Origin of the sequence: Paenibacillus sp. L3-i20, from assembly GCF_022180385.2 — a bacterium.
In the GTDB taxonomy this organism is placed as follows: Bacteria; Bacillota; Bacilli; order Paenibacillales; family Paenibacillaceae; genus Pristimantibacillus.
Genome location: NZ_BQME02000002.1, coordinates 816,167 through 834,225, shown reverse-complemented (window position 1 = coordinate 834,225; position 18,059 = coordinate 816,167). Strand labels below are relative to the sequence as shown.

Annotated in this window: 14 protein-coding genes and 2 pseudogenes; 1 reads left to right on the top strand and 15 read right to left on the bottom strand. The window is 41.1% G+C overall.

Features of this window, described 5'->3' with window-relative positions:
• Positions 1–372: 372 nt before the first annotated feature.
• From MFF31_RS17115 to MFF31_RS17095, 5 genes and pseudogenes are all read right to left on the bottom strand, one after another.
• Positions 373–1,254: a hypothetical protein gene (locus tag MFF31_RS17115; RefSeq protein WP_238189502.1), complete on the bottom strand. Its 882-nt coding sequence runs from the start codon at positions 1,252–1,254 to the stop codon at positions 373–375.
• Between the two features lie 226 nt (positions 1,255–1,480).
• Positions 1,481–1,618, bottom strand: coding sequence for a cation transporter (locus MFF31_RS17110; protein ID WP_282570599.1), 138 nt, complete (start codon positions 1,616–1,618; stop codon positions 1,481–1,483).
• A 109-nt stretch (positions 1,619–1,727) separates the two neighbouring features.
• Positions 1,728–1,931: a cation transporter gene (locus MFF31_RS17105; RefSeq protein ID WP_238189500.1), complete on the bottom strand. Its 204-nt coding sequence runs from the start codon at positions 1,929–1,931 to the stop codon at positions 1,728–1,730.
• A gap of 20 nt (positions 1,932–1,951) precedes the next feature.
• Positions 1,952–2,277, bottom strand: a pseudogene (locus tag MFF31_RS17100) (metal-sensitive transcriptional regulator).
• Between the two features lie 65 nt (positions 2,278–2,342).
• The gene (locus MFF31_RS17095) at positions 2,343–2,954 is read right to left on the bottom strand and encodes a nitrite/sulfite reductase domain-containing protein (RefSeq protein WP_238189499.1); all 612 of its coding nucleotides are present in this window, start codon (positions 2,952–2,954) and stop codon (positions 2,343–2,345) included.
• A 223-nt stretch (positions 2,955–3,177) separates the two neighbouring features.
• Between MFF31_RS17095 and MFF31_RS17090 the strand changes: the two are divergent.
• A pseudogene (locus MFF31_RS17090) lies at positions 3,178–4,737 on the top strand (IS1182 family transposase).
• A 100-nt stretch (positions 4,738–4,837) separates the two neighbouring features.
• Here the strand turns inward: MFF31_RS17090 and MFF31_RS17085 are convergent.
• The 10 genes from MFF31_RS17085 to MFF31_RS17040 all read right to left on the bottom strand — a co-directional run bounded on the left by MFF31_RS17085 (position 4,838) and on the right by MFF31_RS17040 (position 17,880).
• Positions 4,838–5,170, bottom strand: a complete 333-nt coding sequence (locus MFF31_RS17085) for a metal-sensitive transcriptional regulator (protein WP_282570505.1) — start codon at positions 5,168–5,170, stop codon at positions 4,838–4,840.
• A 119-nt stretch (positions 5,171–5,289) separates the two neighbouring features.
• Positions 5,290–6,720, bottom strand: coding sequence for an MFS transporter (locus MFF31_RS17080; RefSeq protein WP_238189497.1), 1,431 nt, complete (start codon positions 6,718–6,720; stop codon positions 5,290–5,292).
• 644 nt (positions 6,721–7,364) lie between these two features.
• On the bottom strand, positions 7,365–7,586 hold the full coding sequence (locus tag MFF31_RS17075; protein ID WP_238189496.1) for a hypothetical protein: 222 nt from the start codon (positions 7,584–7,586) through the stop codon (positions 7,365–7,367).
• A complete protein-coding gene (locus MFF31_RS17070; RefSeq protein ID WP_238189494.1) occupies positions 7,571–8,488 on the bottom strand; it encodes a PadR family transcriptional regulator in 918 nt (305 codons plus the stop codon). The genes MFF31_RS17075 and MFF31_RS17070 overlap by 16 nt, the downstream gene beginning before the upstream one ends.
• A 164-nt stretch (positions 8,489–8,652) precedes the next feature.
• Positions 8,653–9,135, bottom strand: a complete 483-nt coding sequence (locus MFF31_RS17065; protein WP_238189493.1) for a hypothetical protein — start codon at positions 9,133–9,135, stop codon at positions 8,653–8,655.
• A gap of 268 nt (positions 9,136–9,403) precedes the next feature.
• Positions 9,404–10,339: a cysteine synthase A gene (cysK, locus tag MFF31_RS17060; protein WP_238189491.1), complete on the bottom strand. Its 936-nt coding sequence runs from the start codon at positions 10,337–10,339 to the stop codon at positions 9,404–9,406.
• A 248-nt stretch (positions 10,340–10,587) separates the two neighbouring features.
• Positions 10,588–11,043, bottom strand: coding sequence for a hypothetical protein (locus MFF31_RS17055; protein ID WP_238189489.1), 456 nt, complete (start codon positions 11,041–11,043; stop codon positions 10,588–10,590).
• Positions 11,044–11,315: 272 nt separating this feature from the next.
• The gene (locus MFF31_RS17050) at positions 11,316–11,900 is read right to left on the bottom strand and encodes a DUF3238 domain-containing protein (protein ID WP_238189487.1); all 585 of its coding nucleotides are present in this window, start codon (positions 11,898–11,900) and stop codon (positions 11,316–11,318) included.
• A gap of 521 nt (positions 11,901–12,421) precedes the next feature.
• Positions 12,422–13,093: an AlkZ-related protein gene (locus MFF31_RS17045; RefSeq protein ID WP_238189485.1), complete on the bottom strand. Its 672-nt coding sequence runs from the start codon at positions 13,091–13,093 to the stop codon at positions 12,422–12,424.
• A gap of 254 nt (positions 13,094–13,347) precedes the next feature.
• Positions 13,348–17,880: a S8 family serine peptidase gene (locus MFF31_RS17040; RefSeq protein WP_238189483.1), complete on the bottom strand. Its 4,533-nt coding sequence runs from the start codon at positions 17,878–17,880 to the stop codon at positions 13,348–13,350.
• Positions 17,881–18,059: the final 179 nt, after the last annotated feature.

The following is an 18,059-nucleotide window of genomic DNA, read 5'->3' as shown; positions in this document are numbered from 1 at the left end:
TTAATTAACGCACTCGGATTTCGCTGTTATATCAATCTTTCGCTCGCTACATTTGACATACTTACTCACTTTTTCCCTTAATAACAGTTGGAATGTTCCAAATTCTACTTTCTTATACCGCAGTAAAATGAAAGTGCAACTCATTAACGAATACCGTCGATGCTCCGAGGCAGAACCACTGAAAAAACAAAATTAGAAATTTAACTTTTCGGAAATCGGAACACGTTCTTGTGTTTGGCAGATGACAAGAACATTGTCCGATAACAAAAAAAAGCCCGCGATTGTACGCGGACTTGACTCGGATATTGTAATCAATGCAGATTGTTGACAAAAAACGCGAAATCCATTCATCTACGCAGCATTGCAATTACTTTATTTCACTTCAACTACAAATGAACTGATAAAAGATTTACCGTTTCGTTGAAATTGCCCCCAAATTTTATATGTCCCGGTATTAGGGAAAGTCGTCATGAACTTCGCATCCGGACCTTTCGCTTTTTCCTCCATTGGGTGTACATGCAAGTACTGCTCTGTATCTTCGCTTAAGATCACAACATGCCCAACTGCGCCTAGGTAAGGCTCTAGATCCGTTATCGGATCTTTGGACTTCGCATCCGAAAGTTTGAAGTTTAACTCAATTTCTTTGCCGGCTTCTGGATGATTGTTTTCGAGTGTAATTTCAACACCGTCCACAATCACGGAATGTTCATCCGATGGTTTAATCGGAACTTGTTCAGCGACTAGCCCTTCCACCTTAATCCATTCGGACTTCGTTGTGGCGGATCCGCCAGTAGGAATATAGTCGGCGAATAGCTTATAATCTCCACCGGAAGGGAACGATGTCATAATTTCGAATTGCCCATTCCCCTTATACTCCGGATGGATGTGGTCAAAGTAAGATAAATCTTTGCTAACCGCGATGAGATGGAGCTTCTTCTCGTGATTAATATCGAATTCCCCGATGGCCTTTCCATCCGTATCTAGAATATGTACGGTTATTAAGGTATTCTCTCCGGATTTCGGCGTTTCTTTAGACCATTTCCAATCAGCTTTCGTCTCTAGCTTCTTAGTCTCGCCGGCATGTTCTTCTCCATGAGCTTCTCCGTGCTCACTGGTACTGGATGCAGCAGGTGACACTGCTTGAGAATTCCCGCCATGAGTACCATGATTATCTGTTTCTTGATTACTTTGTTTCCCGCAAGCAGCGACAAGAACTAGTACAGTTAGCAATCCGATCAAATAGATTCGTTTCATTTTAGCCTCCATGATAGGAATAAATTTATACTTTTGCTCTTTGTAGACGTAGCACATTCAGTACAACGGAGACGGAGCTTAAAGCTATAGCTGCTCTGGCGAGCCATGATGCAAGGAATCCGAGCGCTGCGAATGAAATACCGATGACATTATAAGCAAACGCCCAGAATAGGTTTTACTATGGACTCCTTTACCGTACCGTATCCAGGTCTTGAATTTTCTTATCCTATTGGGACATATTTACTTGAGAAGGGTCAAAGTTGACGAATACTTGCTCCATGGCGAAATTTATGTTCGCTTGTGCAACGCCTACAAGCTTATTCAGGCCTTTCTCTATACGGTTGGCACATGCTGCGCAAGTTATGACAGTGCTCTGTAGTGTGGCTTGTTGGGTATAGGTACTACTTGATTAGAACTGCTCATGATCATAACCTATTCCTCTGACATATTACCATCTTAATTATGTGAGGTTTTCATTTCACGACATCGTAGCCCTGTTTCTCAATCGTTTCGACAATGGTGTCCAATGTAATTTTACTGTCGTCATACACCAATTCAACCAAGCCTGCGGCTTTATCAACAGTCGCCTTTGCACCGAGAGCTTGGACTGCACCTTCAATATTACTAACACAACTACCACAAGTCATTCCTTCTACATATAACAGTACGTTTTTCATTTTTAATTCCTCCGTCTCATTCATTTCGTTAATTTGTTAACCGTAAAAGTAGTTCGTCAATCACTTGAAGCTCGCCCAATTGAATCATCTTGACGATACAACTCTTTAAATGACTCTCAAGCAGCATCTTGCCCATGCTATTTAATGCGGACTGAACGGCTAAGATTTGGTTCAGTACATCGGCACAGTACACATCTTTTTCGATAAAACCCTTGATTCCTCTGATTTGTCCTCCGATACGATTCAGCCGCGAAATCAGTTTACCTTTAACTTTATGTTGGCTTTTTCTCTCGTCTCGTGTCGAACAGCAGCACATTTCTTTCAACTCTTGGTTAAGAAAGAGCATCTTCATAACCTTTACAAGTTATTATACTTTACCCCCCTAAGGTATATTTACAACAAAATAATAAATTACTTATTGATGACTTCCTTTAAGTTGATTCGACCGATAAATTTGGAGAACTTTTCTTTTCCTTTGGCATGCGTCCGATAATAGTCGATCATCTCTAGAATAATCGGAATGACCTGTTCCTCTCGGATTTCCGAAAAGAATAACTCGGCTAATTTCGGTTTTATTCCTTTAACGTCTCCTCCAACATAGAGATCATATACATCTCTCATTTTGACAACAGAAATGTCTTTCGTAAGCGGTTCGCTTGTTCCAAGGGCGCAACCTGCATACCCGATTTTTATTGGAATCGGCACTTCCAACCCAGTGATCGCCTCATCCAACCGAAGTGCAAACGGCAAACCGGCTTCATCCGCACCTTTACAGAAATTGCATGCTTGCAAATTTTTTGTGGTAGAACCCGTTGGTAACACCCTAAGACCAGCCTTGGCTAACTCTTCCTCCGCTTCTAAAAGCTTAGATTCATCAACGAATACGTAAAGCTGTTTGAATGGTGTCATTTCGATTGCAGTGCCTGGATGAACAATAGAACCAATGGCAGTGAGTTGCTCCGGTTGAAACGTCGTTCCACCAACTGCCAGTGGCGTTGCTAAGGCTAATTTGCGAAGAGTCAAGCTCCAACACATCCTTTGTAATTAATGGTATTGTTCATGAATATAGAATACCCCCCTACCCTATAATATGTCAAGCGATGATTCAATAAAATATAAAAGGGGCTGTCCCAAAAGGTCATAAAGTGACCTGAGGGACAGTTTTTTTTGTTCTGAATAAACAAAAAGAAATCGCTTTTTGGTAAAATGGAGGTACCACCCAACCATTCCAAAAGGAGCGATTTCTTTGTACATTCAATATACCATGGACCAACTTACCCTGCCAATGGATTTGGAGGATGACATTCCTCAAAATCACCTCGTGCGTATTGTAAATGCCGCTGTGAACCGACTTAGCGACAGGATCTTTGCCTCCGCATACCCTGGTGGCGGCCGAGATAGCTACCACCCCAAAATGCTCACCAAAGTTATTGTTTATGCCTACACCCAGCGGATCTACTCGTCTCGACAAATCGCTAAAGCGGTCCGTGAAAACGTCATGTTTATGTGGATTGCAGGCAGACAACAGCCGGACTTTCGCACCATCAACCGTTTCCGTTCTGAACGTATGAAGACGGTGCTCGAGACCGTCTTCACCGCCGTTCTACAATTTCTGGCTGAGGAGAAATACGTGCGGCTTGAACATTACTTTGTCGACGGAACCAAGATTGAAGCTAACGCCAATCGCTATACGTTTGTCTGGGGCAAAGCGGTGGTGAAACAGAAGGCGAGGCTGCAGGAGAAAGTCCAGACTTTGTTCGCTACCATTGAAGAATCTGAGCGTCAGGAAGAGCAAGAACATCACGGATGGGATCTTCCTGAACTCGGCGAGTCCACACAGATCACCAGCGAAAAGCTGGAAGAGGCTGTAAAGCAGCTAGAGGAGCAACTACAAGAGAAACCTAAGGACAAGCCATTGAAAAAAACAGTTCGGGCAATCCGCAAAGACCTCCTCCCCCGCTTGCAAAAATACGAAGTACAGCAGGAGATTCTCGGAGATCGTAATAGCTTCAGCAAGACCGATACCGACGCTACTTTCATGCGAATGAAAGAAGATCACATGCGTAATGGCCAGCTCAAACCTGGCTACAATGTACAGATCGGAACGGAAAACCAGTTCATTATCGGCTACAGTTTGCACCAGCGCCCGACAGACACACGTTGCCTCAAGCCCCACTTAGAGAAGGTAAAAGCAACTCTGGGAAATATACCGAAAACAGTTATCGCGGACGCAGGATACGGCGGGGAAGAAAATTACGCTTACTTGGAAAACGAACAACTAGAAACAGTGGTGAAGTACAGCACATACCACAAGGAAAAATCGAAGAAGTGGAAGCAAGATATCAGTAAGTTGGATAACTGGCAGTATGACGAAGCCGAAGACATATGGACGTGCGCTGCTGGGCGTAACCTACTATTTCGCTATGAAAGTAAGGAAACGACAGAAAGCGGATATGAGTTACGGAAGCGCCACTACCGAAGCGAAAACTGAGAAGGCTGTCCGCTCAAAGAGGCTTGTACAAAAGCCAAAGGAAACCGAGAAATCAGCGTGAGCCTGAAGTATCCGCGTTACAAGAAACAAATACGCGAGAAACTCAAGAGCGAGGAAGGGTATGCGCTGTCGGTTCGAAGAATGATCGAACCGGAAAGCGTATTTGGACAACTGAAAAACAACCGGGGATTCCGGCGTTTTCTGCTTCGAGGCCTGCCGAAAGTAAGCCTTGAGGTCGGGTGGCTTTCGCTCGCCCACAATCTGCTCAAGAAGGCGGCAATAGACCAAAAGCCAGAAATGGCGGTGCAGGGATAACCTCCCTAGCACCGCCATTTCCTTATTTTCTCCCATTTTTCATCATGCGAGCTGTTTCATGAAGTAAGTATTTATACTTTTGAGACAGCTCCTTCGGTTATCATTTCATTAGTTTATTTATTGTCGTCAGCAATTCATCGATCGCTCCATGTTCGCCTGATTGAATTTTTTTAACTACACAGCCCTTCATATGGTTCTCGAGAAGTAATTTTCCGACGCTGTTGAGAGCCGATTGAACCGAAGCGATTTGATTGAGTACGTCATCGCAGTATGTATCTTTTTCTATTAAACCTTTGATCCCTCGAATTTGCCCTTCAATTCGGTTCAGGCGATTGGTCAAGTTTATCTTTGACTTCTCAGAGTGATGGCTATGTTGATGGTGGTGGTGATGATGTTCATGTCCCGCGGATTCAACCGTTAATTGCTTTTCCAAGGCTTATCCCCTCCCTAAGCACTATTATACCCCCTAACCCTATGTGATGCAAAGTTCTGATAATACAGCAAAATCAGCCGTGAATGACACGACTGATTTTACTTATGTCTACATCATTTTCAATTCTCTGATGTTTTCCCTTTACGGATGAAAATTAACGCGATAAGTGCACCGACGATAGCTATCATAGCTGCTCCAACGAATGCGGAGTGGAAACCCGTGTTTAATGCTGCAATTGGATCGATCCCTTTATCGAGCTCCCCTTTCGTCCAAGAAGAAGATATGGCAACCATGAGTGCTAATCCAATGGCTGAACCAATCTGATAGCTCATATTGGATAAGCCCGACGCCAAACCGGATTCTTCCGGCCTTGCCCCCGACAAGGAGGCCATCGTTGCAGGGATATAAGCCATTGACATGCCAAGTGCTCCGAGTAAAGAAGCCCACAGTACGTTGGTAACGAAGCTTCCTCCTTCTGGCGTATTACCAGCGAACAGCAACAGTGATCCCGCTAATATAAGCATACCAATAACGATATTTCCTTTAATGCCAAACTTGCCAACAAGCCTTCCCATGACTCCGACCATCAAGATCATGATGAGGAACGTCATAGGTACAAGAGCAACCCCGCCCATGAACGCCGAAAAATTTAGAACCTGCTGAAGATACAGATTCAAGAAAAACCAAAGTGGAATCCAAGCACCTGCAAGAGTTGCCAAAATGATATTGCTCGCAAGTAGACTCGGAGCTCTAAATATCCGTAGAGGCACAAGCGGTTCCTTTTTCTTCGCTTGCACGATTAGAAACAGAATGAACAGTACAGCAGCAACAGCCAATAAACCGAATGTTTGAGCTCCCCATCCATTATGCTCCGAAGTAACAATTGCATATACCGCCAGTACCAATGCAGCCGTGACCGTCAGTGATCCTAAGAGATCGATGCTGCCCTTGCTTTTCGTTCCTTTTGGAAGGACCTGCAGACTATACAAAATAGCGAACAAGCCAACGGGGATGTTGATCAGGAAAGTCCAATTCCAACTAAGCCATTCCGTGATGACTCCTCCGAGGAAAACCCCGGCAGTACCACCTGCTGCCGCGGATGCTCCCCAGAAGCCGAAAGCTTTGGTTAACTCCTTAGGGTTAGCGGCAAAAAGTTGCATGATGATGGTCAATGCAGCTGGAGCGATTAGTGCAGATCCAAATCCTTGAAGAGCGCGGCCGATATTCATCGACTCCTCAGACCAAGCTAATCCGGCTAACAATGATGCGAGCGACAGGATAACGAACCCGAGTATAAACATTTTGCGTTGACCGAATAGATCGGAAAGTCTACCACCAAGCAACAACAATCCACCGAAGAAAATGACATAAGCATTAAATACCCATTGCAGGTTGTTTTGCGAGTAACCAAGTGCTTCTTTAATTGCTGGGAGAGCAACCCCAATGATAGATGTGTCCATGATAACCATGAACTGGGCCAAGCATAGCAAGAACAATGCCTTCCATCTTAACGGATTCGCATTTATCATAGCATTTGAATTTCCTGACATTTCGTATTCCTCCTTGATATAGTTTACATTCGTATAGTATACCCCCCTACCCTATATTGTCAACAACTTTTTCCAATATTACTGCTGCCGTTTGATCATGAATAATATTGATTTGAATAAAATCCCTTCAATTGCGGTGGTTTTTCCGTATCGAAGCACGCCAAACCTGAGAGCTTCTTCTCAATCAATTGCTCTGTTTCAGGCCTTCCAATGCTCCTTTTTCCATGTTGTTCTTCCAGGAGATGAGCTTATCATTGAGTATTTGAACGGGTTTCTCCAGTGGACCAAACATCGCATTGATCCCCTATTCGATTAACAATTATCATCGGGAATCAGTACATTTTGCTAACATTACACACTTCCAAGATTATGTACCGATAAAATAAAAAAACCGCGATTAACGCGGTAATTAATCAGCTATTATTCCTAGCCGTTCCATATGGTTACAATACAAGTAAATTGTAAAAATAACTGTGCAAGCGATTGTAAATAAATACGTCTTAATTGAAAAACACTGATTTATGGAACTAGAAGTCAATCAACTTCCCGGAGGGTTCAAAAATTTTAGTATTCTATCTGCTTGGTTGGCAATTAGGTGGCCCGTATCAGGCAGCAGCTCGATGCTAGCTTGTTGAGCAACTTGTTTAACTCTTACTTGCATGTATTAATTGATCAGAATCGCCAAAAAGCATTAAAATCGGCATAGTTAATTGATTAAGTGACTGATCACTAATTAGCGGAATTTTTGCCGTGCGTGGTTTGAAATATTTGAAAGTAAGTGATGCAAATACAAGATCTTCGCCCAACACGGATAGCGATGATGAAGAAATATTACTATTCGCCTGTCTTTCTAATACAGAAGCCATTTTTCAGCTTCTTCTTTACTACCATACAATCTGAAATGATTGCCTTTGTTTGTTTCCATGGCCATTTCTTTAAATCTGCCTTTTTGCTTTGTCTCTTGAGGAATAATAGTAGCAGCTTTTATACCATAGTTTATAAATTTCTGAATAATATCACCAGCTAATTTAGTTTTAAGTTTAAAGAAGTCTTCTGACAAAACTGCATTGTGTATCATAAGCACACTTGTCTCATGTTCCCAGCATAAAGCTATTAGATCAAGTGCATCCTTCTCTGTACTTAAAGGTTCAGTAGTAGAAATGAGTTCAATATATTTTTTACTCTCTATTTCTCTAATTTGATAGTTCATTTTATTTTTGTCCTCCATAATTTCATTTTCAAACAACTTCTGACGGGTATCACGAACCCAATTAAGCTCGTTATTGTAGGTAGAAATAATGTTTTCTGAAATCATTTCCCATATTAAGCTTTCCCTAGTGCTTCTATTAGGTGAATGAAGAGCACGCCTGTATTTCTCATTCTGCATAATCAATTGCAGTTTAATTTCATTTTCATATTTTGTGAGTACATCACTTAATTCTTGATTACTTAACATATCTGACCATGCAAGCTGCACCAAAAATGTCTTTTTTATCTCGGGAGCTTCTGATGATGACACAAGCCATTTTTTCAGTTCTGTCAGTCCTTCTTTTGTTATGGAATATATTTTTTTTGAAGGAGAGTTCTCCTGATGTACCACTTCACTGCTAACAAGATCTTCATTCTCCAAATTCATTAGAGCTTTATAAATTTGATTATTATTACCGGACCAATACATGAAAGAGGAATCCTCAAAAATCTTTTTTAGTTCATATCCTGTTGAGGACTTCCAACTCAATATTCCTAATATTGCTAATTGGATTGACACCACTTCACCTCGTTATAAATAACATAGGTTAACAGTAACATATGTTATTGTAGTGGTCAATCTATCAATTTTACTTTTCAAGTCATAAGTTACCTTTGGTATTAAAATAGAAAAACAGACCGACAACTGTTACTGTTCGGTCTGTTTTTCTACTGCGATTACTTTTATGTTTCTGCTATAAGCTCGTTTACTCTTGAGGCAAATACATTCCAATTGGTATCATAACCAACATCATACGTCCACCCGCTAGAACGTAGCTTCTGGCCTAAATGAATGTAAGCGGTCCGTTGCTTATCGTTTAAGCTAACATCCAAGACTTCATCACCAACCTTGAACACTTTTAGGTATTCATATAATTTCCAGAGGAGCTTTTTCTTATCATCATCGTTTTCCATTCCATGATGTAATATAATCGTATCTATCGCATCATCTAGTTTCTGGGTAACAAGAGTTTCATTTTTCCAATTATTATCTACTTGATACTGTATAGTTAGTTCAAGTTGAGCTAGGTCGCGGTAAATATATGCATTCAACAATTCATATGTTATTTCTTGACTTTTGATGTCATCTTTATGATTCATATATAATAATATATTCCCAAATAGTGATACTATTAAAATTACTTTAAACCAGTCTAGTTTCTTCATACTTCCTCCAACTTTCGTTTAAATCATTCTTTTTAACGTTCACAACTACTAATATAAGTGCTCCATCAAATTGAAGAGAGATGATATAGGTTATTAATACCATTTCAGTACTACTATAATACCACGTTTTGGAACTAGCTTGCCCGTTAGTTAAGTAAAGGACTGCCAAGTGGCAGCCGTCTCGATGCTGAACTATCTTCCCTCGTCATTGTAGTAGAGACTATCTATCGTAAGAACACCTTAGTTATTTGCCCAACAATAGTGTACTCTAAGCTTCTGGATATAATGCTGTCGATAAGTAACGTTCTCCAGTATCCGGAAGGAGAACGACTATATTTTTATCTTTATTTTCTGGTCTTTTCGCAAGCTGAACAGCAGCATAGACTGCAGCCCCTGAGGAAATACCAACGAGCAAGCCTTCACTCTTGGCGAGCTGACGAGCAGTCTCAAATGCTTGCTCGTTTTTGACATGAAAAATTTCATCAACTACCGATCTATTGAAGTTATCTGGAACAAAACCAGCCCCAATTCCTTGAATTTTGTGCACGCCTTTGTTCCCTCCTGAAAGTACCGGAGAATCTGTCGGTTCAACAGCTACAATTTTTATGGATTGTTTACGCTCTTTGAGAAATTCACCGACGCCAGAGATTGTCCCTCCGGTGCCAACCCCAGCTACAAAAATATCCACCTCTCCATCTGTATCTCTCCAAATTTCTGTAGCTGTGGTTCTCTTATGAATTTCAGGATTAGCAGGATTTTTGAATTGTTGAGGAATGAATGAGTTAGGAATTCCCGCAGCTATTTCTTCTGCTTTAGCTATTGCACCAGACATTCCTTCATTTGAAGGAGTGAGAACTAATTCTGCACCAAGAGCAAGCAGTATTTTCCTCCGCTCCAAGCTGAAACTTTCGGGGAGAGTAATAATTAACTTATAACCAAGTGCAGCAGCTGCAAAAGCTAGACCAACCCCAGTATTTCCACTCGTAGGTTCAACAATTATAGAATTTGGATTAATAAGCCCCTTTTCCTCAGCATCTTTTATCATCGCAAAACCAATACGATCCTTTACGCTTCCGGCTGGATTAAAATATTCCAACTTAGCAATAATTTTGGATTCAACAAGGTGCATTTTTGAGAAATTTGAAAGTTCTAGTAACGGAGTATTCCCAATAAGATCTGTAAGATTCTTCGCTATTTTCGACATCCAGCAAAACCTCCTATTAAAATAATTCCAACTAAGTTGGTTTTATATTATAACGTTATCATCTGTGTAAAATAATTACAATCATCTCTCATGCAAATCACTTCAACACATCTTGCAATGCATACCTGAATAGTTCGAAGCAACTAGTGTCATAAATTATTAATAAAAAAGGACGTTCTCGTCTAATGAAACGAGCGTCCTATATAGTCATTTTAAAAAGAGCTCCTTACTCGCCCTCGTTTTAAATACTAGGGCTGCCAAGGAATGATTGTTGTTTGCAAATTGCTAAGTTCGATATTGCTATCCCAAACTTGAATCCCTAATTTATATTGACCATTCCAATAATAAGGTCGAATATAACTTTGGTCCCTCACGTTCACATTAAATGATTGAGGTTGACCATTATTTGAGGTTACCCCTGCTAAATATCCTGTATCTATCCCGTAATTGCCGTTTGGCGGTTTAAAGTACATGATAAGAGAAAAATTGCCTTGGGTCGCTCCCTGTAGAAAAGTAGCAATGCCTGAAAGCTCGAGATTGAATTTATAATCGATATATCCTAATTCAATTTCAATATATCCATTCGAAGTTGTAGATGTGGGCGATGTTGTTGAACCTTCGGCAGAGGATAAGGCGCTAAAATTAAATAGCAGAAAAACCATAATTAATAATACTTGGATAGATCTCTTTGCATTTCTAGTCATAATTAATCTCCTTTTTAAAAGAAATGATGAATCCGTTTCTTGTTATAACTAATGACGTCACTAAAATCAATTACCCTCCCGTCCTACTATCATTTTATGTTTCGGCAATACCTTATCATTTCCCCTTTGTCGAAGTAACCTAAAATTTGTAATTCAAAAAAATCTTTTGAATCCGTGCAAAACAAAAGCAGCATATCACCATTGAAACTCGCTCTAATTCACTCCACAGTTAAGTTATTGAAAATTTTACAATCAGCACAGGAAACATGATGTTACAATGTTTTATTAAATCTATATTCCATTTCCCCACCTAGAGCTTCAGGTGTATCACCAGTTTCTCTGAAATCATGTGTGTAAATTTGTTCAAACGGTCCAAAATTCACTTGCTTATAAAATTCAAAACAAGGGAATCCATCATGTGCACCTTGAATATCGATAATACCATTACCTTTGACTTGTACAGTTAATAGATAGTCAACGGCAGGCGCATAGGCATTTAATGGATTACTAGCACTTGCAGTCATTTTAAACTTGACACAATCGATATCCCAATGAATATTAGTACACGAAATACCTTCTGTACTAGCTTTTCCTGTTCTTCTATTAACAGAACCATCTGGAGACGTGACTCTTTCTGTTGACACCCCAGTATTCGCATGTACGAAGATTTCTTTTTTGTGAAAATCTACAACCACTTCTTGTTCAATTCTGGAACGCATAGTGTTTACAGCATTTGGAGTAAATTCACGCGAGTCACCTTCGAATTGGACTACGTTTCCCGTTTGATTATCTATCACAGGTTCAGTCCATGACATAGGAATAAATACACTTGCTCTTATTTTAATGATAGTAGTCATAAAAAACCTCCATAATTTATTGATTTTTTATTAGGTTAAAAAAAATTTTGTCTCCCATAGCGAACGAACCAGTAACTCTTATTTGATCAACATAGCCTATTTCGTTTTCTAACGACTCCAGAATCGCTATTTCGATAAAAGTAGCTCCTTTTCTACTATAAAACTGCATTTAACGCTTCTAGAATTCGTTAGAATGAAAAAAGAGCGTTTTTTTGTGCAATAGGCATCATAGGTTTCGTTACAAGGGTTGACTGCTCCGTGCCGGACGAGAAGCACTCCTGAAACAACAAAAAGATGCTGCCCTAAAGTAGATTACTCTGCTTATGGAACAGCGCCATTTAATGGGCTAATCATCTTTGTCATCCGACATATCTAATAACACAAAATCACCATTTATGATGAATAGATCTTGTCCCTGAGCGATTTATTGGTACCTATATACACTGTTTCACCCAAATAGTCGCCAATCTATGGCTGCAACACTCATTTTCATTAAGCAAAAGCATTTACAACGTTTATAATTATCTATTTATACTTAGCTTCATTTTTTTAGCAAAATATATTAATGCTTTTTCTGAACAGGTTTTGGACAATTCCACTAGCATCAAACTTTTCGCTTCTTCAATGGACATGTCATCCCTGTTGGCATTCACCGAAATCAACCATAAATCCGATGGCGTGTAACACATGCTGCTCCAACCTGAATCACTTTCGCTTTGTTTCGATGCTCCAGTAATAACTACATCACCATAGTTTTGAAGTTCAACAAGTGATTTTTCATACTCTTTTTTATCCTCTTTAGCATTCAAACCTGCTTTTTTTCTTAAATCTCGTGAATCGATAATACTATGTTCCATTATTATTTTATAAAGATGAAAAGCCGACTGTGAAATAAGACCATTGCGATATCTTTCTTCTACTGTTTTGTTAGAAGTAACTATTTTCTTGAATGTTGGAAATAGCTCTTTATGAATAAAACACGCTTTGTCACCGAAAAACTTCCCATACGCTGCAACACCTTCTTGAATGATCATAACTCTCCATTGCCATGGGTCGGAGTCGTTACCTGTGTGCCAATCATTGTTTACCGCTACAGTTGTTAGAGATGGATATTCAGATACAAAGTTTGAAAAGGGAAAAATCTTATACGTCTCAACTAATTCAATAAATTCTCTGTATGTTGTAACTTCCATTGTCAGCAACTCCTTTATTTCAGAAGAATTTCAGGATCTAACTTCACTAAACTTCCTGTGGAAGCTTTAAAATTTACTATTCGATACTGTAACAGTTTTTCCTCTTTTTAGCATTATCACTAACTTACCCATGGACTAGCAAGTTAGCTATCATTAGCATGATTTAATCCCGCTCCCTCGCAAATGGAATAGGAGCCATCCTCATCCTTTAGCAGGATTATGAATGACTCCTATTACTTGATTTGAAATTTATCTTAGTTAACAGTTACTGTCACATTGCCGCTGCTGGCTGTGCCAAATCTATTTGTCAATTCCACTTTATACGTATAGGTACCAGCTGGCTTGTTTGTAAGAGCGTAGGAGGCTGTTTGGGCTTGTGGCGAATTGTCCGTCAGCACACCTGTATAAATGACATTATTGTTTTCATATAACTTCCACGACGATCCGTTATTTCCCCACCATATGTTCCATTTCACCGTATAATTTCTTGCATTTCCTTGATTAGTATGACTTAACGAAGGACTAGCGGGAATTCCCGTTGCAGGTAATGCGATTGGAATTGTCTGAACGACAGCAGAATTGCCGCTCTCTCCAGCAATATTGCTTGCGGTAATGACATAATAATAGGTTGTGCCATTCGTTAAGCCGACGTTATTGTAAGACGTCGTTGTCAAATTACTGACGACGGTAGTGAACGGTCCACTAGCAGCAAACCCTCTTTTAACTGAATAATTTGTCGCACCAGATACAGCCGTCCACGAAATTAACGCACTCGTATCACCTGGCAATGCAACAACACCTGTCGGCGCTGGTGGAATCTGAATAGATGTTATTGGTATTGCCTGTACGACAGCGGAATTGCTGCTTTCTCCAGATACGTTATTCGCTGTGATGACATAATAATAGATTGTGCCATTTATTAAGGCAGTGTCATTGTGAGTTGTCGTTGTCAAATTGCTAGCTACTGGAGTAAACGGTCCGCCGCTTGCCGTCCCTCTTTTGACTGTATAATTTGAAGCTCCAATTGTTGCGTTCCATGACAGTTGAACGCTCGCATCACCTGGCATTGCAAGAACATTAACGGGAGGATTAGGTATCGCAATTGGTGTCGCTTGTACAACAGTAGAATTGCTGCTCTCCCCCGCCCCGTTTCTTGCTGTGACTACATAGTAGTACGTCGTACCATTTGTTATGTTAGTGTCTTGATATGACGTTGAAGCTAGATTAATGGCGATCGGAGTGAATGGCCCGCCGCTTGCCGTCCCTCGCCTCAAAGTGTAAGTTGCTGCTCCAATTGAAGATGTCCATGATAACTGTATAGTGCTGTCTCCCGGTAATGCGATAACACCGGTGGGTGCTGGTGGAATTGTCGTTGCTGATCCGTTCAATATCCCATTATCCAAATTAGAAGTTGCGCTTCCAGAAGTATTTTTCGCTATGACACGATAATAGTACCTACCGCCGCTCGTACCTGTTGAATCGGTGTATGTCGTACCCGTTATGGAGGTAGCGATCGTCGAGAATGAGCCATTAAACGTAGTAGAACGCTGAATATCATAGCTTGCTGCATGGTTGGCAGTCCAATTCAAGCGTAATAGACTCGGCTCCGACGTTACCGTGAGGGTGACAGGAAACGGTTCAGGCAAGTGCGGCGTGACGGTAATCGTATCCGATCTACGGTTTGTGCTAGTACTTGTATTGTAAGCAATCACTTCGTATGTATAGGCAGTTCCGTTGACTAGATTCAAGTCGGTATAGGAAGTACCCGTCATACTAGGTTGAATGGTCACTCCATTACGGATAATCGCATAGTTGCCTGCTCCTGCCGAAGCGGTCCAAGATAACTGCACCTGTTTGTCAGTCGACTTCGCAGACAATATCAGTTTTCCCGGTGAACTAGCGCTTGGTGTCACTGTCACCCAATTAGAAGCGGTTTTCAATTCTGCTGGATACTTGTAATCGTTTGCTACTAGCTGATATTGATATTCTGTTCCGTTAACAACTGTTGTGTCTACAAAATGGTTAACGTGCGAAGGTCTCGTTATAACTAAACTAGTCACTCCGTTTATTTTACGGTAAATAGCGTAGCTCGAATGATTGGCGAGAATTCCTACTGATTTCGTCCAGCTCAATTCCACTTTCCCGTCAGCCGGATCTGCCTTAATCCAGAAATTTGACGGCACCCACGCACTTACTTCTGGTGAAAAATTGCTCATTCCCCCGCTTGAAACAGCTGTAACGACATAGTAGTACGATTTTTTAGCATTTGCGGGAAGAGCGTACGTATATTGGTTTGTCGTTAACCCACTTGTTAATGTGGTGTAAGGCCCTCCAGTTGATTCGGACACTTTCACTTCGTAGCTTGTTGCTTCTGGGACATTATCCCACTTGAGTGATACTTGATTATTTTGAATGATTGCTTCCGGCAAGTTGGGTGCAACTGTTACTTTGGGATTAAAACCTTTGGTCAGCGTTAATGTGAACGGGGTCGTTTTGCTTGATTCCCCATACTCGTTTGTAGCTGTGATAACAAATCGGTGAGTACCTACTCCTAGCGATGTTAATCCATAACCGTTCACAGCACCGTCAGGCAAGCTTACTCCTAGATCGTGAGATATACCTAGCTCAGAGGGCTCTACGATTCCATTACCATTCGGATCATTCCACGGGTAGGCTTTTATAACTGCATTCGGTAAATTTACTGCTCCTGAACTTCCTTGCAAATAAAAGTTGTCAACCGGATTGAACTTGCTTATATCAATCGTAGGAGCAAAGTTGCCTGTCGCAACGTCATTTCCAGATACAACCAACGCATACGGCTGCGGACCATAAGGGACGTTATATCCAGTAACACGCACGCTATAAGTTCCCTCTGCTGGAGCTTGAAAATAAACATTTTCGACATTGTTTAACCGATCGAATGAAGCGCAGGATGTGCTGGCACTATTGCTCGTAAAGCAATTTCCTTTATAAGCAGAACCATCTGGAGCAACAACTTGCAGATCCAAATCATTGACCAAATTTCTTCCAACATACAAAGCGCTTGGAGAATCCGTCCATACAAGTGTGAATTTAAGAACTTGGCCACTCTTAGCCTGGAATTGATAATTGGATTGCTGACCTGTACCTACACTCTTTTGTGAATCGTCTACAAATACATTTTTTCTTCCGTTAGTCGGGAACAGCGTGTTCTGCAAATCTACCTTGCCCCATCCTGTTTCTCGGCTCATCCAGCCATAGCCGATATCCTGAGCCCCATTAATAATTGAAGCTTTGAGTAAAGCTGAAGAAGGAACAATTTGTTTTATATCGGTGTAGTATTGTCGTACCAATGCCGTCGATCCAGCCACAATTGGTGTAGCCATAGATGTACCGCTGCTATATCCGTAATTCGCATCAAACTCTGGCTTATACTTGCCTTGTGGAGCGAGAGAGGATCTCGTTGATAACACTAACGTACCCGGAGCTACTACATCCGGTTTGATCCTACCGTCCGCTGTCTGGCCTCGTGCAGAGAAGTCGGCCACTAGCGAAGGGTTATTTGCAGGCCAAGGACCTACGACATCGGGGCGATTATTTTGCGTAGCTCCTACAGTAATTACATTTTTGGCTAGACCAGGGTCGCCAACGGAATTAGAATCCGGCCCGCCATTGCCCGCTGCAAATAGAACGGTGAACCCTTTGTTAGCGAATGCATATTGATCCGTTTCTTGGGCGAGTTCACTATAGCTATTTCCGCCACCCCAAGAATTGGTATGGATGGTTGCACCGTGAGAAGCTGCTTCAGCAAGCGCGTTGTTGAATGGGTACGGAATTTGTAAGCCAGATCCGCTGTCCATTCCTGCTGATTGAAATACGAGCTTGGCGGCAGGCGCAACGCCTTTGTTTGTTCCACTTGACTGTACACCTGTGCCAACAATCGATCCAGCAACATGGGTACCATGCCCGCTTAAATCCGACCACTCCGTCCGTGCGTAAGCAATTGGTGCCACTTGCAGTCGGTCTCGCAAATCTGGATGCACGGTATTAACGACTCCCGTATCTAACCCGGAATCCATTACACCGATAATTTGACCTTCTCCGTTTAACCCGCTCGCCCAAGCGCCTCCAGGTGTACTTGCTTTTACTATTTCTGTAGCCATAGCATTATAGGTCGTGATCGGTTTAACTTCTTCAATAAAAATTACATTATCGTCTTGGCTGAGCGTATTAATTTCCGACTTGGGGAGAGTAGTAGCAATAAACTGCTCGTTAGTTTGCTTTGCTTGGAGTTTAAGGATACCAAGCTGTCCAGCTACTTCGGAATTTTTGCCCTTCAAAACGGTAATTCGAGCCTCTATCAATGCCTTATTCGAAATATCAGGTGAGATCTTCCATTCTGGTAGATATGAAATTACTCGGCTTACTTTATCGAGACTTGCTACTCTTTCAGCTTGAAGTCCAGACATACTGACTAAAAAAGCAAAGTCTGGGATGTAACCATCTACTATTGCTCCTTCGGAAGCTAGTGATTGCTTAGTAGAATCATCAACTGGCCCTGAAAATTGAACGATAAAAAGTTTGTTTTTTGAACTGTCTTCGGATGGAAAACTGAATTTCTTTTCGATTGTTTGATCGTTCATCAGCTCTTCTGTCCCTGCTTTTAAATAAATCTGCGGTTGCTCAGGTGATGCCGAAGATCCTATACTATTCGTACTTGTTACTTCATTGGATGCAAATGAACTAGGCAGCATCGTTGTAAACAACATACTAGTTATGACGAATAAAGATAACAAACGCTTTTTCATTAAACTCACTCTCCCCTGACTAGTTATTCGCAATTCATGCGATTCTCGCAAATTGTATTTGCAAGGTTTGCTAGATTCCCCCCTCTCCTAATAAACTTTCTTTCAATATCCAATATACTATTTTTGATTAAATTAACAATATAAAGAATAAAAAGATCTAGAGAAGGTCATTGGATCGA

Excerpts from the sequence above, each read along its gene's own strand:
- MFF31_RS17105 (WP_238189500.1), bottom strand. The coding sequence starts at position 1,931 with ATGAAAAACGTACTGTTATATGTAGAAGGAATGACTTGTGGTAGTTGT.
- MFF31_RS17055 (WP_238189489.1), bottom strand. The coding sequence starts at position 11,043 with ATGACTAGAAATGCAAAGAGATCTATCCAAGTATTATTAATTATGGTT.
- MFF31_RS17040 (WP_238189483.1), bottom strand. The coding sequence starts at position 17,880 with ATGAAAAAGCGTTTGTTATCTTTATTCGTCATAACTAGTATGTTGTTT.
- cysK (WP_238189491.1), bottom strand. The coding sequence starts at position 10,339 with ATGTCGAAAATAGCGAAGAATCTTACAGATCTTATTGGGAATACTCCG.
- MFF31_RS17075 (WP_238189496.1), bottom strand. The coding sequence starts at position 7,586 with ATGGCTTCTGTATTAGAAAGACAGGCGAATAGTAATATTTCTTCATCA.
- MFF31_RS17050 (WP_238189487.1), bottom strand. The coding sequence starts at position 11,900 with ATGACTACTATCATTAAAATAAGAGCAAGTGTATTTATTCCTATGTCA.
- MFF31_RS17115 (WP_238189502.1), bottom strand. The coding sequence starts at position 1,254 with ATGAAACGAATCTATTTGATCGGATTGCTAACTGTACTAGTTCTTGTC.
- MFF31_RS17045 (WP_238189485.1), bottom strand. The coding sequence starts at position 13,093 with ATGGAAGTTACAACATACAGAGAATTTATTGAATTAGTTGAGACGTAT.
- MFF31_RS17065 (WP_238189493.1), bottom strand. The coding sequence starts at position 9,135 with ATGAAGAAACTAGACTGGTTTAAAGTAATTTTAATAGTATCACTATTT.
- MFF31_RS17080 (WP_238189497.1), bottom strand. The coding sequence starts at position 6,720 with ATGTCAGGAAATTCAAATGCTATGATAAATGCGAATCCGTTAAGATGG.